Annotated in this window: 14 protein-coding genes and 3 pseudogenes; 8 read left to right on the forward strand and 9 right to left on the reverse strand. The window is 43.6% G+C overall.

The features are described from left to right. Positions 1 to 18: 18 nt before the first annotated feature. Positions 19 to 4,824, forward strand: coding sequence for an nSTAND1 domain-containing NTPase (locus tag NLZ44_RS08865; RefSeq protein ID WP_493752539.1), 4,806 nt, complete (start codon positions 19 to 21; stop codon positions 4,822 to 4,824). On the opposite strand, the gene NLZ44_RS08870 is transcribed toward NLZ44_RS08865, so the two are convergent. Together NLZ44_RS08870 and dnaG are read right to left on the reverse strand one after the other, a co-directional pair. Continuing rightward, positions 4,825 to 5,004 (reverse strand): hypothetical protein, encoded by a 180-nt coding sequence (locus NLZ44_RS08870; RefSeq protein ID WP_493752540.1) that lies wholly within the window; start codon positions 5,002 to 5,004, stop codon positions 4,825 to 4,827. 153 nt (positions 5,005 to 5,157) lie between these two features. After that, positions 5,158 to 7,092, reverse strand: coding sequence for a DNA primase (gene dnaG, locus NLZ44_RS08875; RefSeq protein ID WP_493752541.1), 1,935 nt, complete (start codon positions 7,090 to 7,092; stop codon positions 5,158 to 5,160). Between the two features lie 158 nt (positions 7,093 to 7,250). Here dnaG and NLZ44_RS08880 point away from each other — a divergent pair, with 158 nt between their 5' ends. Further along, on the forward strand, positions 7,251 to 7,835 hold the full coding sequence (locus tag NLZ44_RS08880; protein WP_493752542.1) for a DUF2062 domain-containing protein: 585 nt from the start codon (positions 7,251 to 7,253) through the stop codon (positions 7,833 to 7,835). Here the strand turns inward: NLZ44_RS08880 and NLZ44_RS08885 are convergent. From NLZ44_RS08885 to NLZ44_RS08895, 3 genes are all read right to left on the reverse strand, one after another. Further along, entirely contained in the window at positions 7,832 to 9,550 is a 1,719-nt protein-coding gene (locus NLZ44_RS08885) for a helicase HerA domain-containing protein (protein WP_493752543.1), read from the reverse strand. The two genes, NLZ44_RS08880 and NLZ44_RS08885, sit on opposite strands and share 4 nt — an antisense overlap. Before the next feature lie 69 nt (positions 9,551 to 9,619). Continuing rightward, positions 9,620 to 10,282: a phosphoribosylanthranilate isomerase gene (locus tag NLZ44_RS08890; protein WP_493752544.1), complete on the reverse strand. Its 663-nt coding sequence runs from the start codon at positions 10,280 to 10,282 to the stop codon at positions 9,620 to 9,622. Positions 10,283 to 10,297: 15 nt separating this feature from the next. Next, complete coding sequence (locus NLZ44_RS08895) at positions 10,298 to 10,819, reverse strand: DUF4330 domain-containing protein (RefSeq protein ID WP_006621656.1); 522 nt, start codon at positions 10,817 to 10,819, stop codon at positions 10,298 to 10,300. A gap of 398 nt (positions 10,820 to 11,217) precedes the next feature. On the opposite strand from NLZ44_RS08895, the pseudogene NLZ44_RS08900 reads away from it, so the two are divergent. The 4 genes and pseudogenes from NLZ44_RS08900 (at position 11,218) to NLZ44_RS08915 (ending at position 16,733) form a co-directional block, all read left to right on the forward strand. Next, positions 11,218 to 15,705, forward strand: a pseudogene (locus NLZ44_RS08900) (response regulator). Positions 15,706 to 15,713: 8 nt separating this feature from the next. Next, positions 15,714 to 15,989 (forward strand): hypothetical protein, encoded by a 276-nt coding sequence (locus tag NLZ44_RS08905; protein ID WP_493752545.1) that lies wholly within the window; start codon positions 15,714 to 15,716, stop codon positions 15,987 to 15,989. 126 nt (positions 15,990 to 16,115) lie between these two features. Further along, positions 16,116 to 16,307 (forward strand): photosystem II assembly protein Psb35, encoded by a 192-nt coding sequence (gene psb35, locus NLZ44_RS08910; protein ID WP_493752546.1) that lies wholly within the window; start codon positions 16,116 to 16,118, stop codon positions 16,305 to 16,307. 69 nt (positions 16,308 to 16,376) lie between these two features. After that, on the forward strand, positions 16,377 to 16,733 hold the full coding sequence (locus NLZ44_RS08915) for a hypothetical protein (RefSeq protein WP_493752547.1): 357 nt from the start codon (positions 16,377 to 16,379) through the stop codon (positions 16,731 to 16,733). 78 nt (positions 16,734 to 16,811) lie between these two features. Here the strand turns inward: NLZ44_RS08915 and NLZ44_RS08920 are convergent, their stop codons facing one another. From NLZ44_RS08920 to alr, 4 genes and pseudogenes are all read right to left on the reverse strand, one after another. Beyond that, on the reverse strand, positions 16,812 to 18,056 hold the full coding sequence (locus NLZ44_RS08920) for a M16 family metallopeptidase (RefSeq protein WP_493752548.1): 1,245 nt from the start codon (positions 18,054 to 18,056) through the stop codon (positions 16,812 to 16,814). A gap of 8 nt (positions 18,057 to 18,064) precedes the next feature. Further along, complete coding sequence (locus NLZ44_RS08925) at positions 18,065 to 19,567, reverse strand: M16 family metallopeptidase (protein WP_493752549.1); 1,503 nt, start codon at positions 19,565 to 19,567, stop codon at positions 18,065 to 18,067. A 293-nt stretch (positions 19,568 to 19,860) separates the two neighbouring features. Continuing rightward, a pseudogene (locus NLZ44_RS08930) lies at positions 19,861 to 20,365 on the reverse strand (DUF427 domain-containing protein). Positions 20,366 to 20,383: 18 nt separating this feature from the next. Further along, positions 20,384 to 21,452 (reverse strand): annotated as a pseudogene (gene alr / locus NLZ44_RS08935) (alanine racemase); the annotation flags it as partial. A 273-nt stretch (positions 21,453 to 21,725) separates the two neighbouring features. Between alr and NLZ44_RS08940 the strand changes: the two are divergent. Further along, on the forward strand, positions 21,726 to 22,223 hold the full coding sequence (locus NLZ44_RS08940) for an HNH endonuclease (protein WP_315651006.1): 498 nt from the start codon (positions 21,726 to 21,728) through the stop codon (positions 22,221 to 22,223). Between the two features lie 513 nt (positions 22,224 to 22,736). Then, positions 22,737 to 23,246 (forward strand): phosphohistidine phosphatase SixA, encoded by a 510-nt coding sequence (gene sixA, locus NLZ44_RS08945; RefSeq protein ID WP_315651008.1) that lies wholly within the window; start codon positions 22,737 to 22,739, stop codon positions 23,244 to 23,246. The last annotated feature ends 37 nt before the right edge of the window (positions 23,247 to 23,283 follow it).

Genomic DNA, 23,283 nt, shown 5'->3' on the forward strand with positions numbered 1-23,283 from the left:
CAATGATGGAATTTGAAAATGTACGATGGGGAAAAGGCTAACCAAGACGCGATCAGAACCCTGATCCGCAGTATTACTCGCCTCCAGGGTGATTTTTCGCTGATTCTCGCCTGTTGCAATTATCGTTCCGTTCGGGAAACTATTGTGCAACAGTTGCGGGTAGATTGTCCTGTTCCCATTCAAGAATTAGTTTTAGACCCCAAGGCTAAAACTCTCTATACGACCATTTTTGATACCCTACAGGGGGAAATGCCATCAGCTTTGATGGTGTTTGGCTTGGAGTCGGTGAATAATTTGCAGGGGGTACTCAAGGCGACTAATCAAATGCGGGAGGAATTCCGCAATTTTGAGTTTCCGTTGATTTTGTGGGTAAGCGATCAATTGGTGTCGATGATGATTCGCTTAGTCCCAGATTTTCATAGTTTTGCAACTACAATTCACTTCGAGGTAGAAACTGATCATCTCATTGACTTCCTGAAACAGACCAGTAATCAGATTTTAGAACAGTTACTCGATAGTGGCGCAACTATTTTTTTAGATGAGGCTACCCTGGAGTTAGAAAGCGGTTCTCCCCTACGCAATGAACTAGAATCCGCACAACAGGACCTCCAACGACGGGGAGTAACTCTTGATCAGGATTTAGAAGCTAGTTTAGAGTTGATACTGGGTCGAATTGCTGATCATACTACTCAGGAAGCATTGCAGCATTACCAACGGAGTTTAACATTGTGGCAGCAGACTAACAACCGCTTAGGCTGTGGTCATGTTCTGTTTTATTTGGGTTTCTGGTGGCGTTACTATGGGATGATGAACCGGGGGGAAAAGTGGGAAGCCTGCGCCAAAGCCAAGGATTATTATCGGCAATCTTTACGGGAATTTGAAGCGGCTGATCGACCGGATTTGGTGGCAAAGTTTATTAATGCTTTGGGGGAAATATTACACTATTTGGAAAATTGGTCAGAGTTGGATGAAGTGGCTAATTGGGCCTTAGATTTGCATCAAAATCAGTCCCATTTGTTTAGAACTGCGCGCGCCTACCACTTTTTGGCGGAAGTACAATTGGCTCATGGTAACTTCCAAACCGCTAAATATATTATACAGAAATCTCTGGAAATTATCAAGAGCAATTTATCGGAAAAATCCCCCCCAGTTGAGGATAGCCGGAACTTAGAATATTGCCGAAAGTTGGATTGGGAACGTTCTTATCATTGGGGATGGTATTTGCTGTGTTTAGGGAGATCTCAACAGGGTTTGGGAGAACATGAAGAGGCGATCGCTACTTTTAAACAAGCCAAGAATTTGACCAAACCTTGTTATGATCCAGAACTATATATTAAAATTTTTCAACAGTTACATTACAGCTATTTTAGACAGGGTGAATATCTCGCCGCCTATCAAGTGAAACAGCAACAGCGGGAAATCGAACAACAGTTTAGTTTTCGGCCTTTTATTGGTGCGGGTGCATTACAGGAAAGCCAGTTAATTACTAATCCCAGTTATCCCAAATCTGGAGATGTGACGATTATTAATTCGGAAATGACGGCTTCGGGAAGATTGCAAGATATTGACCAATTAATGAAACGTCTGGGGGAAGACAGATATAAATTAACCATAATTTATGGACAGTCGGGAGTCGGGAAAAGTTCTCTATTGCAAGCGGGACTCATTCCCCAACTGAGACATCAAAATACATTGATTCAAGCTAGGCGAATTCTCCCGATTTATCAAAAAACTTATACTAATTGGGTGGGGGGACTCAGTAATGCGATCGCCACAGCTTTATCCCAATTAGATAACTGTGAATTAGACTCAGGATTTTTAACTAACCCGACCGATATTTTAGACCAACTCCAGGTTCTGAATTATCGAAATTTAATGATGATTATTATTTTCGATCAGTTTGAAGAGTTTTTCGTAGCTACCAAGGAACCCCAAAAGCGAGAAGAATTTTATCAATTTTTACGGGAATGTTTGAATATTCCCTATATCAAGACTATTTTTGCACTGCGTCAGGACTATTTACACCACCTACTAGAAGGAAATCGTTTAAAATACTTTGATGCGGTTAACGACAATATTTTAGATAAAAATATTCTCTATTATTTGGGTAATTTCATCCCGGAAGATGCCGCCTCAGTTATCAAAAATTTAACCGCCAAAACTCAATTTATCTTGGAACCGGAATTAATTAAACAACTGGTGCAAGAATTAGCCGGAGAGTCGGGAGAAGTCCGACCCATCGAACTACAAATTGTCGGTTCTCAACTTTACACTAATCAAATCACAACCTTGGAAGAATATCGCCTCCAAGGACCGAAAAGGCGGTTAGTAGAGAGTTATTTAGAGGAAGTAGTGGCAGACTGTGGCGAGGAAAATAAAGACATCGCCGAATTAGTCTTATATTTACTCACAGATGAATATAACAACCGACCCTTAAAAACTCGGTATGCTTTGAATAGAGATTTACAAAGTTTGGCGGATAACCTAAAAATCACAGATCAACTAGATACAGTATTAAAAATATTTGTGTTATCTGGGTTGGTCTGTTTACTCCCAGAAATTCCAGAGGAACGTTATCAGCTTGTCCATGATTATCTAGTGTCTTTTATTCGGGAACAACGGAGTAGTGAATTAGTTTATAAGCTGCAAAATGAGAAGGAAAAAAGACAGGAAGCTGAAGCCGAAATCACCGAAATCAATCAAATTTTGAGGAAAAGGCTAGTTAATACGATTGGATTATGTATAGGGTTGAGTTTATTATCATTAGCAGTATTAATGCTGTGGCACAATACTAAAACCCAGGAAAAACAACTGAAATTAGCCAAGTTTAATTATGAATATTTTGCTTTGTTAAAAGGGGAAACGGATCAACTGAAAGCCTCCCTAACTGCTATGGAAGCAGGTAGAATTCTGCAACGCCAACCCGTTACGGACATTGAACGCCGCACGGCTAGTTCTCTGTGGGAAGTGAATAATATCTTTCGGGAAAGCGATCGCCTATCTGAATCTTTTGGCGGTGTTTTAAGCGTGAATTTTAACGCTACTGGTGATCAAATAGTATCAGGCGATCAAGATGGTACAATCAGGATCTGGAACCAAAATCGGGAATTAATAGGAAGTTGGTTAGCCAATAAACGCAAAATTCGCCGCGTGGTTTTTAGTCCAAATTCCTCCGGTCAAGAATTGATTATAGCTTCAGCGGGGGAAGATGAAAATATCAAACTCTGGCGACCTGATGGAACTTTAATTAACACCCTAATAGGACATACCAGAGATATACAATGGCTGAGTTTTAGTCCAGATGGTCAGCAGTTAGCCTCCGCTAGTGAAGATGGAACTATTCGTCTGTGGAGTCGTGACGGTGACACCATAGCCATATTAACCGGACACGAAGCGGAGGTTTTGTCGGTCAGTTTTAGTCCAGATGAACAGTTGATTGTTTCCTCTGATGAAATGGGGGTAATTAAATTATGGAATCGTCAGGGGGAGTTAATCACCAGTTTTCAGGGTCATGACCAAGCCATTTGGAGTGTGAATTTTAGTCCTGACTCTCAGATAATTGCTTCTGCTAGTAATGATAATACGGTGAAACTGTGGAACCTCGATGGGACATTATCTCAAACTTTAACAGGTCATGAAAAATCAGTAAATAGCGTTAATTTTAGTCCAGATGGTCGCCTGATTGTGACAGCCAGCACCGATACAACTATCAAACTTTGGAACTATGAGGGAATTTTGGTTTCTACTCTCCGGGGTCATAGAAATACTGTCAATCAGGCTATTTTTGCTCCCGACAGTCAAACGCTAATTTCCGCCAGTGCAGATGGTTCTATCCGTTTTTGGGAACTACAAAATCTCCCCAGAGTTTGGCAATCTCAGAATGATATTTATAACGCTGTTTTTAGTCCGAATAGTGAGTTAATAGCTTCAGTATCTAGCAATAATATGGCGATAATTTGGGAGACTAATTCCCTAAATATTAGGCTAATGTTTGATGAACATACGGATACTGTTAATAATATCAGCTTTAGTCCTGACAGTCAACTGATTGCTTCTGCTAGTAATGATAAAACGGTGAAAATTTGGAATACAGAAGGTGATGTTTTAAGGACTATCAACCATGATTTCCCCGTGTGGACGGTGAGTTTTAGTCCTGATGGTCAAAAAATTGCTTCGGTTAGTGATGATCAAATCATTCGGTTATGGGATATCAATGGAGTATTACAAACTACTCTGATTGGACATACGGATAGAATTAATGATATTAGTTTTAATCAACAGGCTAAAATCATGGCTTCTGTGGGTGATAATACTATTAAAATTTGGGATATTAACGGTTCTTTAATTCGCGACCTTTCCCAGGGTAGTCACTTCTCTAAGGTGGCTTTTAGTCCTAATGGAACTCTGCTGGCTGTGGGGACGGGGGATGGGTCGGTGCAATTGTGGGAAACTTCGGACTGGAAACCAATTACAACTACTACCATAGGACGACATAACCGGGTGGTGTTTGATTTGAGTTTTAATTCAACTGGGGAGATACTGGCTTCCGCGAGTCAGGATGGGACGGTGAAACTCTGGGATCGTTCTGGTCAGTTAATCACGACTCTGGAAGTGGGAATTAAACCGGTTTTATCAGTGCATTTTAGTGCTGATGACCAAATGTTGGTCGCTACTGATGCTGACAACCGCATGGTATTTTGGGAGTTGGATTATAGCAATTTTAACCAGGTTGATTATTTACTGGATCAGGCTTGCGATCGCCTCCAAAATTATTTAAATCGTCATAATAATAACCCGGCGATTAATCCTAATCTTTGTAATTGATTACCCTCTGGGGGGTCTGGTTTGCTGAATGCGATCGGCTTCCGCTTCCTCTCTGGAGGCGGCTTCGGTTATCTCTTGTGATAGGTGATCCTCTCTGAATTCACTCGCTACTACCATGGGAGTCATGGTCAAAATACCTGCGATCGCATAAATAAACAGGATGATAGTTTTAGCTAACATAGTTTAGTACAGGGGTTTACGTTTCCCTATACATCAGCTTTTATCCCTATCAGGATAGCCATAAGTTTATGAGAATTTTCTTAGAATTAATCCGGTTGATCAGACCATTGTTAATTAACTAGGGACAGGCTTGGTCAGTTTTCACAAACTACATTAAAAAGTCAACTCAGAAAACTTAACCATGCGTAGTTGTTCTAACTCTTTCATGCGTTTTTGTTCCGCGTAGAGTTGCTGCTGATAGTATTCGGCTAATTCTAAATTAAGTTTAATATCAGTTTTTTTCCACTTGTCTAAATATTGAAGATAGCGTTTTTCACACAGCACCCATTCTAGGGAAGCCGTAGCGGCGCGAATCCCAATATTAGGACATTTAATATCATTAATGGTCTTTTCGTTTAAGTAGAATAAATGAGAGACTTCCGAGATTTCTGATGAATGTTCCCGGTCGAAGTTTTGTAGTTGAGAAATCAAATCAATATCTTCTCTGGCTTTCTGTTCCTGTAAACTTAACTCGATTTCCGAAATTTTTATCCACAAAAAACGATGATTGGTTAAACTAAATTCTAAATTTTCTGCCTCCAAAGCCTTAATTATTTCCTGTCGATACTCTGGACAGTGTAGATAAATTCGCAGTAACAAACCTTCGGCTTTTTCTAACAGAGTCCGGTCACGTTGAGCCGAAATAATAAGATCTGATTTCCTGGAATCAGAGGCTTTATTCTGCTGATTTTGTACTAGGGGTTTATTAATCTGTTTTCGCAGACTATCGGCTAACATGGGAATTAACCGTGATTGACCCTGGCTGAGAATTTCCGCGCATGATTGAATGTAAGCAGTCCGTTGGTTTAAATCTTGGACTTTGCGAAGTAATTCCACCATGGCTGTGGCTATTCTCTGTGATTCGGCGACATTTTCGATGCTTTTACCGCCGACAATTTGATGGATTTGCCATTCTAAAAAATAGGGTGATTTTTCCAGTAAATCCTGATAATCATGGCGGGTGTGAATATATAGATATTCATCGGCATCTTTGCCATTGGGAAGGTTTAAAATTCTCAGGTTTACTTCCCCGCGATAGGCGAGAGTTTCAATTTCTCCTATGGCTCTCTCGGTGGCTTTAGTTCCGGCTGCATCTGCATCAAAATTGAGGATAATTTGCTTGGATTCTGTATAGCGTAGCAGCAGACGAATTTGATTAATACTAAGTGCAGTTCCTAGGGATGCTACCACATAATTAATCCCGGCTGCATGGAGAGCGATCGCATCAAAATAACCCTCGACAACTACAGCCATATCTTGTTGGGATATAGCCTTTTTGGCTCGGTCTAAACAAAACAAAGTTCTGCCTTTATCAAATAATTCGGTTTCGGGAGAATTTAGATATTTAGGCTGTTCATCTCCTACACTTCGACCCCCAAAACCAATCACTCTTCCCTGGATATCATAAATGGGAATAATTAGGCGATCGCGGAAACGATCATAATAACCATTCCCGGCTTTTCGGGGAACAATTAACCCGGCTTTTTCGACTAATTCTACCGGAAAATGTTTTTGTTCTACTAAGTAACCATAAATGGTTTCCCACCCCGCTGGTGCATAACCTAGCTGAAATTCCTGGATAGTTTCCTCTCCCAGACGACGGGAAAATTTCAGATATTCTAAAGCTGCTTCTCCCTGGGGTTGGCGGAGTGCGTGTTGATAAAAACTGGTGGCGATCGCTAAAATTTCGTAGAGTTTTTCCCGCAAGGAAAGGGTCTTTTGGAACTCCTGATGCTGTTCAGGCGATTCCGTTTTGACCGGAACATTATACCGTCGCGCGAGGTCTAAAACTACATCAGCAAAGGAGGATTTATCCAACTCCATTAAAAACTTAATGCTATTTCCCGCCGCACCACAACCAAAACAGTAGTACATCTGTCGGCTAGGACTCACCGTAAAACTTGGGCTTTTTTCTTCATGGAATGGACACAGACCCACAAAGTCTTTACCACGGCGTTTAAGCACCACTTTTTCCGAGATGATATCATAAATATCTGCTCTTTCTTTAACCTCCTCAATTGTGTCGGAATGAATACGGGGACTTGACATATATTCTGGATATTTTATAATCTAATTAATGTCGGTTTTTCCGATATATTATAGCATATTCGGTGTAATTAAGCAAGAGGCAACCCCCGAACCCGCCATAATTCATAGGTTCAGCAATGCACCGAAAAATCAGCAATTGTCAATGATTAGATGAAATCATGCCCAAAAATGTGGAGAAGTTGTATAATCAAAATTTAAATGGCAGAAATGGCAGCAAGGAGAAATTATCTGTGTATCGATTATCTGAATATCCGCCGCAGAAAGGAAGATGGGTATATTGGTGGCGGTGGTTAAGGTTAGTATATCTGCGGTTAATCAGTCTGCGAGGACAACCAGAATATTTGGCAAGGGGTCTGGCGGCGGGTGTGTTTGCTGGTTTTTTTCCATTTTTTGGGTTTCAAGCAATTATCGGGGTGGCTGTTGCGGTTATTTTACGAGGTCATAAACTCCTAGCGGTGGCGGGAACTTGGGTGAGTAATCCCTTCACCTATGTTCCCCTATTCTTTTTTAACTTTCAAGTGGGGATGTGGCTGCTAGGAATTAATCAATTTTCGCTAATGATTGATGATGTCAATCTACAATCGGTTAAAGACTTTAGTGAACTTGTAGAAACTGGGGCAGAATTGGCGGGGGTTTTCTTGTTAGGATCGACTGTCATGGGATTGATAGCAGCGATCGCCATTTATACTGTGAGTGTGCCTTTATTCCGATATTGGCAACAAAAGCGATCGCAGCGTCGCTAAAATCCCAGGTCATCTAAAGCGGTCGCGGCGGCTTCAAAAACTACCTCGTCCGGCATTTCTTCCCAAGCTATATCCCCAATTTCGCGGTAAAATGTCTCATCGTATGGTCTAGTGCGAATTACCACAGGCATAGGGACGGCATGACCTAAAACTAAAGCCTGTTGTTTAGAGTCTAGTTTTGCCAAAACCGATCGCAAATTTTGACCACCAGAAACCCCAGTAAAAATCGCATCAATATCTTTATCATCGTTTAATAAAGCGGTGATACGAGTCCCTATTTGAGACATCACCTCCGAGTCAATTCCTGACGGACGTTGATCGACAATTAATAGGGTGACAAAATACTTTCTCATTTCCCTAGCAATAGTGCCAAAAATAGTAGACCTAACTACGGCTGGATCGAGAAATCTATGAGCTTCTTCGATGGTAATAACCAGAGGTTGAGGGCGATCGCTAGGATTTTTAGAAGCCAAAAATGTTTCAGCTTTTCGGACATAGGACTGGTGAATGCGGCGGGTCATCATATTAGTTACCAGCATATAGGATAACATATCCGACTGGGAACCAAACTCAACAATAACGTGCTTTCCAGCCGACAGAGACTGAAGAATGCGATCGATATAATTAAACGGACAACTAGCCCGCATATACTTCAAATTTTCCAGACGCATCAACTTCCGTTGTAGGGACATAATCGACCCTTTATGACCCCGGCGTTCATCGCAAAATATTTGGATTTCTTCATTAGTCATCCCCAAAAGTTGGGAGATCCAATCCTGACCAAACTCACTACAGAGAATATTAGCGTTATCTAAAGCAGCTTCCGAGAGATTTAATTCCCGTTGAACTAAGTTTAAATCTTCTACCTCTATCTGATTGTAACTCAAATACAACTCTTGAGCGTCTCGAATTCCTCGGCGGCGGGTAGACTCTGGGTCAAGAGTATAGACTTCTACTTGATTCGGAAAAAGTTGTCGTAATCCCTTAACCGTATTAAATTGTTTACCTTCCGATACAGCCTCCCAACCATATTCAGAGTGCATATCAAAAATCAAGTTAACCGCCGCTTGTTTACGAATAATTCCCGATAATAATAACCGGGTTAAAAAAGATTTTCCGGTTCCCGATTTCCCAAAAACACCGTTACTGCGTTCCACAAATCGATCGAGGTCGAGACAGACGGGAACTGGCATATCAATAGGTTCCCCGATCGCAAAATTACGTCGTTGTGGGTCATCTTCCCAGCCAAAAATCACCCGAAAATCTCGTTCCTTAGCTTCGTAGACCTGAGAGAAGTGGGTGGGGATAGTTTTAACGGGGAGTAGTTCAAACTCTTCGGTGTTGGTGTTAGGTTGAAAAGAGGCGGCACCGTTACCATTCCCGTTAACCTTGAGTTGAATATCATAGTGATCGCAGACATCCCGATTCAGCATTAACATGGGACTAAGTTCAATAGTGCCATAGGTGCTATTTCCGGCTAACACAGCTTGGAGAAAATCATTTTCCGGTAGAGGAGGATTGCTAAGAATGCGGGGGCTAGAGGTTCCTAGACAGACATCAGTTAGTAAACAAAAGAAATGCGATCGCACTCCATAGACTACCAAAAACTTACCAACTCTCATGTCCTCGACGGAAACATCGGCGTGTAGTCGCACTTCCAGTCCCTTTGTCAAAGAACCTTGAATCACAGAACCAAGGGGTTGATCAGTAGTCATTAGATACTCATTCCCCGGAGGGGTATAGTTGTTTTTGTCTGTTGATTAATGATACAATCTAATCAGGAGTTATAGCAAATCTTCCGATGGATAGGCGAAGGATTTTGTCAGGTTTAACTTCTCAAATAGTTGAGCAACTTTAGCCATATCCTTGTCTCCAGGCGATCGCTCTACTCCACTAGACAAATCTATACCGTCAGGGTGTAGGCAACTGAGGGCATTAATAATATTATCAGGATTAAGTCCCCCCGCCAAAAACCAGGGTATGGCGGGGCGGAACTCACCCAAAGATTGCCAATCTATGGTGAGACCAGTCCCCCCCAACTGCTGACCATGATAGGCATCTAGCAGCAAAGCATCTACATGGGGAATAAAGCTGTCAGCTAGGCTGAGAGATTGTGGGTTTTTAACCCGGATAGCTTTAATTAACTCGCCATGGGGAAGTTCTTGTCGTAGGCGATCGCAAAATAAGGGGGATTCATCGCCATGAAGTTGTACCCCGGTTAATTTAGCCTGATGGAAAGTTTCCCAAATTTGCTCAAAAGTGGCATTAGCAAAAACCCCAATCCGGTCTACCCTGTCTGGTAGGTGAGAGGTAATCGCCCGAATTTGGTCGGGGCTAATATAGCGAGGGGAAGCCGGAACGCAAATAAACCCCAAAGCAGTCGCCCCCAAAGAGGCGATCGCCTGTCCTTGGTCTAGTCGGGTTATGCCACAAATTTTAATCCGCATGAAATCAACCCACCATTAATCCTGAACCCGAATATCAACCACACTGGCATTAAAATTGTAGGTATTGCCCTCTAGTTCTACCGTATTACCAATGCGAATTTTGACATTACCCAAAACCGGACCCGTATTAGTAACTTGACCCTGGCCCTCCAAAGTGAGCAAAATATTGTTACTGAAAATAAAATCAGCCGTTGGGTCAGGTAATGCCCTCAAACTCCCATCAGGTTGGGTAACTGGGATAGTCCGAGGTAGGAACTCAACCGCTTTAATGTCTACCTGTCCATAGGGTTGGTTACGGATAATCAGATTAGTCTTTTCTCCCGCCTTGAGAAAATCCTGGGGATTACGTCCGCGCATCCCCAAAGCAATCACATCAACTTCCACGGGTTTAGTCGTGACCCCAATTTGAGCCACCGACCCAGAAGTTCCCGGGAAAAAGAAAATTCCGACAATCACCAACAAAATGACAGTCGCAGCGCCGAGGTCGAGAATGCTCACCTTTCCGAATAAGCGACCTTTAGAATCCAAAATAGCCATATAAGCAGATAGTGGGCAGTGTATAACCTTGAGTTTAAGTTATTCCCCAGCATACCATTGACCATCAACGATCCCAACTAGGGATTATTTGGGAATACTGGGCGGTTAAGTTGACAATAGTAGTAGGGGGGAAATCTCTAAGGGAGATGTAGCCTGATCAGTAAGCTGAAATTTATGACCCTCAGATTCCCTGAAAGTAGCCCTAATCCTTATTTTATATAGATTTTGGCCGATGCAAGGGAAAATAGATCAGACATTTACCCCAAATACAATTTATCCTGGAGATAGTAAAGGGGGTTTTACCCCCCAACCACTAAGCCCCCTTGTCATTTTGAGTCAATGATGTTCCATCACTCCCGATCTCACCTTCTCCAATCCCAATCACCAGAAGCTGTCCCATGTTTATTCCCTCCATTTTTCAAGCAATCAACCGCAAACCCCTGACGACCAAGCCAGATACTCTTGTCGAAGATGTCATTTTGCTGATGAGTAGCAAGAGGTCAAGCTATGTATTGATTGTAGAAAAACCGGAAAAAGTTGTTAGTGAAGAGGACACCACTCTTCAGGAAGTATATTCCGTATTGGTGGGGATTTTTACAGTCCAGGATATAGTGCAGCTTTGCTCAATTAACGATCGCCTCTGTGGGTTTCCCATTTCCCGGATTATGATTCGGTCTGTGATTAGCGCCAAAGAGTCCGACCTGACCGATATCTTTACCCTGTTTGCTTACTTTGAGCAAAACCAGATCCACCATTTACCCATTGTCAATGATCGGGGGAAGTCACCGGGGTGATCTGTCCGGAAAATTTCCTCTGTCTATCTGGGAGCAATAATAGCCAGAAAAAGCCTCAGTCATTATCCTATTCTACCAATGGTCGTAGTCCCTCGTCCGTCGCTCCTCAGTCCCAACAGACCTTTGTACCAGAAGACGTAATCCAACTGAGTCAAATTGCCAGCAATCAGACATCTAGGCTAGTTCACGCCCCCTCCTCCTCCTCGATTTTCCATATAACTAAGTTAATGTCCAGGTACAGAGTGCCATCTGTAGTTGTCACCGAAACCGTCCCCCCCCCAGAGAACACATCAGCACCCAATTCCGATAAACAGGCGATTAAATTAGTGGGAGTTGTCACCAGCCAAGATATTCTCACCCTGGTAGCTTTAGGGGTGGATTTTTACACAACCCCAGCCCATAGCATCTGTAATAACCCAGCCGTAATTGTGCGATCGCGCATTACCCTAGGAGCCGCCCTAAGAGTTATGGGGAAATACTATCACCAACTACCCCTAGTAGTGATGGATGAGCGCAACTATCCCATCAGCGTTATATCCCCTAGCGCCATCCTTATGGGTGCATTGCGTCCCCAATCGATGCACACCGCCCTAGCTAAACTCGCCCAGCAAGTTCAGTCTCAGCCAGAAGTTAAAAATCCGCCGAGGGTTCCGGTTCCGTCTGTCCCCCCACAATCCACCTTGCCCAACGAATTGCAAGAAAGATCGGAAGCCATGACTCAGCTTTATGAAGCCACTATTGGTTCTAACGCCGATTTTGATACTCGTATCACCCGTCTTTTACAAATGGGATGCGATCGCTTTGGTATGGAAATAGGACTGCTAGGGCGCGTCTGGGGGGGGCGCTATGAAGTGATCGCCACCCGTATTCCTGGAAATTTGACCTTCGGATTTGCCAAAGGCGATACCCTCGCCCTCCATCAAACCTTAGAAGGAGAATCCGCCGGGTCTGATGAGGTAGTAGGTATCGAATCACTCCACGATTCCCCATGGAAAGACCACCCAGCATACGCTGTGCGCCGTTTTGAAGCCTATCTAGGCGTAAAAGTCACCGTCAGTGGTAGAGACTATGGAACCCTCAGTTTCCTGAGTTATCAGCCACGCTCAAAATTTCGAGCCATTGAAAAGGAAATCCTGAAACTCATGGCTACCTATATTGGTAGTGAAATTGCTCGCGAACAGGCGGCGCAAGCACTTCAGCAACAAAATCAGCATCTAGTATTACTTAAAGAAATTACCCATAAAGTTCGCTCTAAACTGGAAACCCAAGAAGTATTTCAAACTACCGCCAGCCAAATTGGTCGGGTATTTGCTGTTAACCGCTGTTCTATTTATACCTATATTCCCGAACCTTATCCACACCTAACCTGTGTGGCAGAATACCTAGAAACTGGCTATGAGTCTACCCTCAAGCTGGAAATTTCTGTATCTTATAATCCCTATATTGAAGCACTCCTCGCTTCCGATAGAAGCGATCGCATCTACCGATGTTTTTTCCGAACCTTTACTGGAATCTTCCATTCCCCTCTGTCGTCGCATGGCCTTAAAATCCATGTTAGCCGTTCGCACTTCCTATCAAGACGAACCCAATGGCATTATTATGTTGCATCAATGCCAACAAATGCGCGAGTGGAACCGAGACGAAATCGAATTTCTCGAAGATGTCGCCTCCCAAGTAGGAATTACCATCGCCCAAGCCAAATTACTAGAAGCCGAAGTCAAAAGCCATCGCGCCCTCGAAGCCAAAAATCAAGCCTTAGAAGAAGCCAAACTCGCCGCCGAAATTGCTAGTCGTGCTAAAAGTGAATTTCTGGCAACCATGAGCCACGAAATCCGTACTCCCATGAATGCAGTAATTGGCATGACCGGGTTACTATTAGATATGGAATTAACCCCCGAACAGCGAGATTTTGTCGAGACTATCCGCACCAGTGGTGATTCCCTTTTAACCATTATTAATGATATCCTCGATTTCTCCAAAATTGAATCCGGTAAACTTGAACTAGAACGGCAACCCTTTAAACTCCGTAACTGTCTGGAAGAGTCCCTAGAATTGCTGTCCGGTCGCGCCGCCGAAAAGGGTTTAGAGTTAGCTTATATTATCGACCCTTCCACTCCCAAAACTATCGTAAGTGACGTAACTCGCCTGCGTCAAGTCTTCGTTAATTTGGTCAGCAATGCGATTAAGTTTACCTCCGAAGGCGAGGTAGTTTTAGCAGTAAAAGCTACCCAGGTCGATGCTAAAAAAGACGTAAAAAAATCTGATGATTCTGATTTTACTGAAAGTAATTACGTCCTGCAATTTGAAGTCAGAGATACCGGAATTGGCATTCCTCCCGACCGGATAGATCGCCTATTTAAAGCATTTTCTCAAGTTGACGCTTCCACCACCAGGGAATATGGAGGCACAGGTTTAGGTTTGGCAATTTCTCAGCGCTTGAGTCAATTAATGAATGGGAAAATGTGGGTGGCTAGTTGGGTAAATTTGCTCGATGAACATCAGCAAGATGACAGCTCATCTTTGATATCTAGTGTAGCCGGAAATCCTCCCCCTGACTTTGTGCGCCCACAAGTGAAAAGACCTGGCTCTATCTTCTACTTTACCATAGTTTGTAGCGGATTTAATACCCCCGATTTGGGAGAATTTAGTGATGATTTCCTTCATGGTAAGAAAGTGTTAATTGTTGAACATCACGACATTAATCAAAAACTGCTAACCCGTCAGGTTAAATCTTGGGGTATGGTTCCCGTGCGCGTCAAAACTGGCGCGGATGCCTTAAAGGTTTTGCATGATAACCCCGAATTAGATTTAATTATTTTGGGTATCAATTTACCAGATATGGATGAGGCAACCCTGGCGAGTCGAATTCGCCAATTAGAAAAACAGATGATTTCTGGTAAATACCGCCAAAAACCCTTTAATTTAGTCATGTTTAATTATGCTAGCAATACCGATTCACTGCGACGACTAGAAGCCCAGGGTGTTAATGTAGCGGGATTGGTTAACAAGCCTCTCAAACAATCTCAGTTTTACAATACCCTCATGCAGATTTTTGCTGATAGCCAGACTATTGAAAAACACTATCATATTAAGAATGCTGAGTCCGGCTATGACCCGGCAATTCCCCAACCTCATGCCAATTTGCGGATTTTATTGGCTGAAGATAATGTCACTAACCAAAAAGTCGCGATTAAACTATTACAACGTTTAGGGTATCGCGCCGATATTGCTGGTAATGGCTTGGAGGTTTTGGATGCCTTAAATCGACAACAGTATGATGTAATTTTGATGGATGTACAAATGCCGGAAATGGATGGCTTGGAGACTTCTAAACATATCTGTGCCGCTTACTCAGATGGTAGCGATATGGGTCCACGGAAACCTAGAATTATTGCGATGACTGCTAATGCTATGCAAGGCGATCGCGAAATGTGTTTGAATGCAGGTATGGATGATTATATTACTAAACCTGTCCGCCGAGAGGCTTTAGCCGAAGCCTTAGCTAAATGTCATCCGATTTCTCCGACGGTAACTGAAGTTCACGAAGTATCTGCTCAAAATGGATATCGGGTTAAATCTACAACCGTCCCTCAACAAAATACAAATGGGGGTAGTCCAAATGGACAGGTGATGGTTGTTGATGTTACTGAAACTAATGGGCACAAAATGCCAAATAATGATAGTCTCGAGGAAGAATTAATGACCGATAATAGCCCCATAGATCATCAAGTTTTGGAAAATCTCAGGGAATATGATGATGAAGATGATCCTTTTGTGGATTTGCTAATTGCTACCTATTTACAGGAAGCACCACAACATATTGATGGTATCCGTAAAGCTATTGATGCCCAAGATGCTAAAGGTTTAAAAGAGTCCGCCCATACGTTAAAATCTAGTAGCGCACAATTGGGAGCCTTGAGATTTTCTGAGTTTTGCAAGGAACTTGAATATATGGGACGTGCGGGGATGGAAAGTGACAGCCCAGAAGTAGAATGTTTTGTTACTGGTAGTGCGGTTGAACGCTTTGCTGAAACTATGGCTGAATGGCAACGGGTTGAAATAGCCCTCCGCAAAGAAATTAACCAGTTATAAATTAACAATTGACAATTATAGTAGGGTTTCCCCCACAGAGGTCAGGAAACCGGGTTTCTCCCACAGAGGTCAGGAAACCGGGTTTCTGGAAGAAAGGTTTCTCCCACAGAGGTCAAGAAACCGGGTTTCTCCCACAGAGGTCAAGAAACCGGGTTTCTCTCACAGAGGTCAAGAAACCGGGTTTATCAAAGAAACCGGGTTTCTGGAAGAAAGGTTTCTCCCACAGAGGTCAGGAAACCGGGTTTCTCAGCCGAAACGGTTTGATATCTGACGCACCACCCTAGGAATGATTGGTATTGAACTTTAGGATGATGCAATTGATGATTAATGTACCACTGAAGGTAGAAGACGACATAGAGATTAACTGATAGTATGAGGTTAATGCTGATTAGTGAGGAAAATATCTGTTTATGGATATTAATTTAGTTCTAGCTGAAGTTGCAACAAATGCGCCTCATTTTCCAGTGGCTGCTACTTTATCCTTGGTAGTAGGGTTTATTGCAGCAGCTTCTATTGGTTCTATTGCTTGGTATAACTCTAAGCGTCCTGTCGGTTGGGAGGATAAAGAACGCCCCAATGTAGTTCCCAACATTAATAAATAGGGTGATTAATTCACCCAGAACCACAAGATAACTTAGCTATTGTAGCACAAAATTGGAGAAAATCAAATTATGGCAACTCAAAAAAATAATCAGGCTACAGTAGGTGATAACTACGATCGCAACATCATGTCAGCGGAAACAGCCGCCCGCATGGAAAGGGAGGGGGACAACTTTAAAAAGACTCCTGACGCAGCAGAGGGAACCACAGATACTACGGGTGGTTATCGTATGAGTCGAGAAGGGCTATTAGATAATTTTGCCGTTGAACCAGAAATGTATATTGAGGAACCTGGTGATTTACGGGAACAAGAACAAGCCGATAAAGCTGAACGAGTCGAAACCCTTAAACAAGTTAATGAAACGGACGAAGAAGGTAAATTAACTATGTCTGAAGATACGCGAGGTAAGGGGGCCGGAATGATCTAATTATCCGGGTGGATAATCAATGATTGATTAAGTATTTATGGGGTGCGTCATGGTGATGACGCACCCTCAAAAATTGGGTTATTGGGGGGTGTTGACACGCCCGACAAAAGGTTGGGTAATGGCGGGTTTGGAAGTGACAACAATTATGCGATCGGGGTGGATAAGTTCCCCGGCGACTTGGTTAACTAATGAGGGAGTCACCGCGTCAATTTTTTGGTAAAATTGATTAAGTTCTGTGGGGGGAAATTGGAAGATTTCATTCCACATAATTACACCAGCGAGAAACTCAGGATCTCCTAAAGCTACACGATCGCTCGAAATTATACTATGTTTAGCGGTTTCTACTTCGGAGGGGGTAACTCCCTGTTGCTGAACTTGTTTGAGTAGGGCGAGGGTTTTCTCAATTGCTAATGCTGCGTTTTCCGGTGCGGTTTGCATTTCGATAGTGAAACAACCCCAACGCCACCCAGAATTAAACCAACTATACACCCCATAGGTGAGTCCGTGGCGATCGCGCAATTCCAGTCCTAGGCGACTTGACAAAGTGCCACCCCCTAGGATGTGATTAAGAACTAGGGCTGCATAATAGCGGGAATCGTGGCGGTCTATGCTAGGATATCCCATGGCGGTGACTGACTCAACTATACCGGGTATCTCTTCCTGTAGCCAGACAAATTTGGCGGGTAGGGAAACGGGCGGCCAAGGATTTTCCGGGGCGGTGGTTTGGTTTTTCCAGGAGCCAAATTGGGTTTCGATTTGCGATCGCATCAACCCTAAATCAAAATCTCCGACTACTACCAAAACTGTCCGCTCAGGGCGATAATAAGTCCTCTGGAAATTCTTAATATCATCACGAGAGATGGCTCTGAGGCTGTTCTGGGTGGGGTAACTATGCAGCGGGTGGTCTTTGGGGTAAAGCTGCTTTTGTAGGGCGCGGTGGCTCACATAGGCGGGATTCTGTTCAGATTCTAGTAACTCAGATATCTGTTGTTGGCGGGTCAGTTCTAACCATTTTTGGGGAAAAGTGGGATTTTGCAATACATCAGCCAGCGTTTCCAAAACCAGAAGCCAATCACCACTGAGAGCGGAAGCCGAAATATCTACCCCTTCCGTGGCGGCAGTAAATTCGAGATTTGCGCCTCGATTTTCCAGACGACGGGCTAATGATTGCCCATTATAACTTACTGTTCCACTCATTAGGTTTTCCGCAGTTAGTAGGGCTAACCCTTCCCGACCTGGGGGGTCAAATTCTTCCCCGGCTTTCACAAATCCCCGAATTGATATCGATGGGGTACTATTGTCCGCTAGTAATAACACTCGCATCCCATTATCTAGGGTGAAAGACTCCGGCGGCGTGATGGTGTGAACTTTCGCGGGGGAATTTCTGGCAGATATTGGCTGATGGCTGCTGGGTCTGGGGGTTCACTAATGCGATGATGACCGTTCGTTTGGATATTAACTTTAGTGGCGGCGGAATTAAGAGCATTTGGGTCTGTTGTTGACTCGGTTTGGGTCTGGGTGGGTTCAAATCTTCCCAGGGTGCGATATTCTGGTTTGAGATAGGTTTGGGCGACTTTTTGCACGTCTGCTGCTGTGACTTTGGCGATCGCTTTTAGATAATCTTCTGTATAGCGATAATTCCCCGTTGTTGTCCAGTCTAAACCTAATTGCATGGCTTGACTGGTCAGATCACGATTTTCCAGGATAGAACTAGCCAGGATTTGGGTTTTGGCGCGATCAAGTTCTTCCGTAGTCACCAATTTTTTTTGTAGTTTGACAATCATTTTTTGCCAGGCTTTATCGAGGCGGTTCAGAGATTTGATGTTAGTGGTAGTTCCCCACATTTCTAACCAACCTCCCGCATTTAAATTAACTACTGTACTGCCAGCATCCGTCGCAATTCCACTATCTATTAATTCTTGATAAATCCGAGAACTACGACCACCATTATCTAAAATATAATCCAGGATATTCAGGGCGGGAATATCATCATGATTAATGGCGGGAATTGGATAAATTGCTAGGCTAAAGGGGACGGCTCCCGGTTCCTGTAGAATAATGGGTTGATTTGATGGTAAAATCTGGGGGGGAAAGGTACTGGGAATTTGTCCGCGCTGTACACTGGTGGGAGGTTCATCCGGGTTAGGAATGCCGCCAAAGATTTCCTGAATTGTGGTGAGAATTGATGCGGGGTCAAAGTCACCAACCACAATTAAAACCGCGTTATCAGGGCGATAATTGAGATGGTAATAAGAACGCACATGATCGACGGTGAAAGTTTCGACATCGGCTTTAGTTCCACCAATCATTAAACCGTAGGGATGATGAGGAAAGGCGGCTTCCATGACGGCGCGACTGAGGCGATATTGGGCGCTATTTTCATATCCCTGTAACTCGGAGATAACTACTCCTTTTTCTTTGTCAAGTTGTTCTGGAGAAATCAGGGCATTTTTGAGGCGATCGCCTTCCAAAATGAGAACGCTTTTTAAGGCATTAGATTCCACAGTATTATGATATGCTGTCTGGTCATAACCTGTAAAAGCATTAAAATCTCCCCCCAAGGTTTCTAATAAACTACCATATTGAATAGGGCGGGTAGTAGTACCTTGAAACATCATGTGTTCCAGTTGATGCGCGATACCATTATCCCCCGGTTGTTCGTCTAGTGATCCGATTTTATACCATACCTGGACTGTCACAACTGGGGCGGTATGGACGGGTTTAGTTAAAACGGTCAGACCATTTTCTAGGATGGTTTTAGTCACGTTTTGGCTAGGGTGAATGGTGGTGGCTTCTGTGGTTAAATTGGGTGGGAAGGATGGAGTTGCAATCACTTGGTTTAAAGGGTTAGTTACAATGATAGTCACAGTACATATAACACATAGTATATGACAGATATGCCGCCTAATGTCTAACATATAAAAATTGCTTGACTCTCACAGATACAGAATTAACTGGGCATGATATTATCATGGTAAAAACAGGTGATTAATCGGATTTTTGGGCATTAAAAATAGGCTGGGAAAGTTAAAGATTAAAATTCATGATTCGGCAAAATGCTCTAATGGGAAGAGGGATAGTTATTAACTGTTCCCTCTAGCCGTGTTCAGGTGAAATGATTAAGGATTTACCAGCCCATTGTCCCCGCCCCACCTTTAAAAGGTCCGACAATATCTTGAGTAATCCAACCGCCGTAAAAATCTCCGGGTTGAGATTGCACTAACTCATCATTAACATAACATTCATCCATGAGACTAGCATAGAAGCTGTAACAGTCTTGGATATCGACAAAACTGGGAGTTGGCTGCACATAACGCCAAGCGGCATTAGATACTCGCTTATCTCCGACAATGACATCATAATAAACACAAACTCCCTTCCATTCGCACATAGTGCGGCAGGGAAGTTTCCACAAGATATTCAAGTTGAATATCATCGCCGGGAATGTAGTATGTTGGGGGGTGGCTAGTTTCTAAAACCCGTTTAGCGTTGCGGGAGTCAGCGAGAGTAATGCCATTAAAAATAATCCGCAGGTGTTTATTGGTATCCTCCAATTTGGCGGGACGGGGATAGTCCCAAACTGATTCTTGTCCGGGACCGGGAGTAATTGGTGATGGTCTAAAAAAGCTCATGTTTTCTGGTTTCAGGGTTTAACTAATTAGAATCCGAGGAAGGCGATGTTTAAATCCACAGAGGATTTCCCAGGAAATCGTGCCTAACTGTTGTGCCCAATCATCGGCGGAAATGCTATGATGGCGATCGCTTCCCAAAAGGGTAACGACTTCTCCGACCTGCAAATCAGGAATAGCAGTTACATCTAACATTAACTGATCCATAGTGACTGCGCCAATTTGGGGGACGAATTGACCGCGAATTAGGACTTTCATCTGGTTAGACAGGTGGCGGGGTACTCCGTCAGCATAGCCAATACCGACAACTGCAATGGGAGTCTTTTGTTTGGCGATAAATTTATATCCGTAACTAACGCCGCACCCAGCTTCAATGGTTTTGATTTGGGTAACACGGGCGCGAATACTCATGGCGGGCTGAAGATTGACGACCGATCGCAAATGAGGGGCGGGATATAACCCATAAAGGGATAAGCCGACCCTGACCATATCATAATGTAAAGCTGGATCGGTTAAGGTGGCGGCGGAGTTGGCTAGATGTAAGCAGGGTTTGACGGTAGGGATAGAGAAGAGGGTTGTATGTTCCTGAATTTGGGCTAAGACTTGTTGAAAGCGCCAATGTTGCTGATCCATAATGGTGCAGATCGCGAATATCAGCGGTGGCGAAGTGGGAATATATGCCAGAAATCTCCAAATTAGGTAATCCCCGCACCAGTTGCACAAATTCTAGGGCTTGTTCCCACCAAGTCCCCAGCCGTGACATTCCGGTATCTATATTAAGTTGAACGGGTAGCGATCGCTTAATTGATTGGAGAGTTTCCGAGAAAAGTAGGGCTTGAGTCGGCGTGCATAAAGTGGGTTGTAGTCCCCAATGGGCGATCGCCTTGATCTCATCAGAAGTATGAACAGCCCCCAGCACTAAAATAGGCTGTTGAATACCTAAGCGCCGCAATTCAATACCTTCGGGAATGGTAGCCACCGCGAAATCGTCAACCCCAATTTCAGACACAATTTTAGCCACACTCACCGCCCCATGACCATAGGCATCTGCTTTAATTACAGCCATCAACCTAGTTTCCGGGGATAGTAGGTGGCGGATCTGTTTGACGTTATTGGCGATCGCCGAGGTATCTACTTCTACCCAAGCACGATGTTCACATTCACCCTCATAGTTATAAGTGCGATCGTCCTGGGCTAGTGGCTCAGATTTCCTGCTAACCATTATCATTCCTTAGCGCGAAAGTTAAAATACACAGATACCAATTAGATACAGATATGGTCTGGGGATTTCCCGACCCAGGCCAAAAATTTAAATATATGATAATATCGGGTCAAAATCATTACATCGCAGCAATTTATTAGTATGGGCAATGTTCTGGTGTTGAATGCCTCCTATGAACCGCTCAATATCACGACTTGGCGGCGGGCGGTGGTCTTATTGTTGAAGGAAAAGGCGGAACAAGTTGAGCATAATGGTAAGTATCTGCTACCAGATTTTCCCCTCCCAACTGTGATCCGATTACGTCATTATGTCCGAGTCCCCTATAAAGAAATTCCATTAACCCGAAGGAATATCTTGCAGCGCGATTGCCACTCTTGTCAATACTGTGGCTATAAGGGGGATGAATTGACTCTTGATCATGTGATTCCGCGATCGCGCCAAGGGGGTGATACTTGGGAAAATCTGGTAACCGCTTGTATGCGCTGTAATGTCAAAAAGGGCTGTCGCACCCCGAAGGAAGCCGGAATGCCTTTAAGACATCCCCCCCGAAAGCCTTACAGCAGCCTTTATTTTGAGGTGACTCGACACCTCAAAAGTGGCATGAACCAAGAATGGCAAAAATATATGATTGGCCTGTGAAGCCCCTGGATACAATGATACCCAGGGGTTTTTGTATAGGGAGAGGTCTTGTGACCGACGGTTGGGAAAATGGCCAGCCATATCTTCCCACGGCGGCTAAATAATCCAGCTACCCCAATAATACCAATAATAAATGTAGGGGCGGGTTCTACTGTTAATTACAGAAGGGGGCGACAAGATTAATTAACCCGCCCTCTGATACCCCCCGTTAATTACAGAAGGAAGAGGGGGCGACAAGATTAATTAACCCGCCCTCTGATACAGCTTGTTCACCAGTCGCTTAATACATTGCCCTCACCCTAAATCTGGATCCCAGAGAGGGAGAGGGACTTTGAGAAGTGATCAGATGATTTCTGAACAGGCTGTACCCCCCGTTAATTACAGAAGGAAGAGGGGGCGACAAGATTAATTAACCCGCCCTCTGGAAGATTGTCGCATACCCGGAAATTTTGGGCCATAGCCAGATTTTTCCACGTTCAATGTATCTTTAGCAATCAATTCGGGAATTTTGAGATGAGTAACTTATATTTAATTCGTCATGGAATCGCCGCCGATCGCGGTACTTACCAAAAGGACGAACAACGTCCCCTCACCCCAGAAGGCGATCGCAAAACCCGTCAAGTAGCCCTTACACTGAAACAGCTCAAAATTCAGTTTCATTGTATACTTTCCAGTCCTCTTGTGCGAGCCAGACAAACCGCCGAAATTCTCCAATCAACCGGACTGAGTTCCCGGTTAGAAATCTTGCCAGCCCTAGCCCCTGATGGTGACATTCAACAATGGTTAGATTGGTACGGAAACCATGACAAAACTAGGGATAAGGATTGGGCGCTAGTCGGACACCAGCCCGATTTAGGCAATTGGGCAGAATATCTAATCTGGAAAAAATCTGCAGATGTTTTAATCGTGAAAAAAGCTGGTATAATCGGAATCACAATTCCCAAACAGGGTATGATACAAGGGAATTCCCGTCTGTTTTGGTTGACAGCTCCTAAATTTTTGTTGGGGCTAAATGAACGTTAACTTTTATTAACAGCCATTTATTAATTAATTATTTTAA

This window comes from Arthrospira sp. PCC 9901 (genome assembly GCF_059013425.1).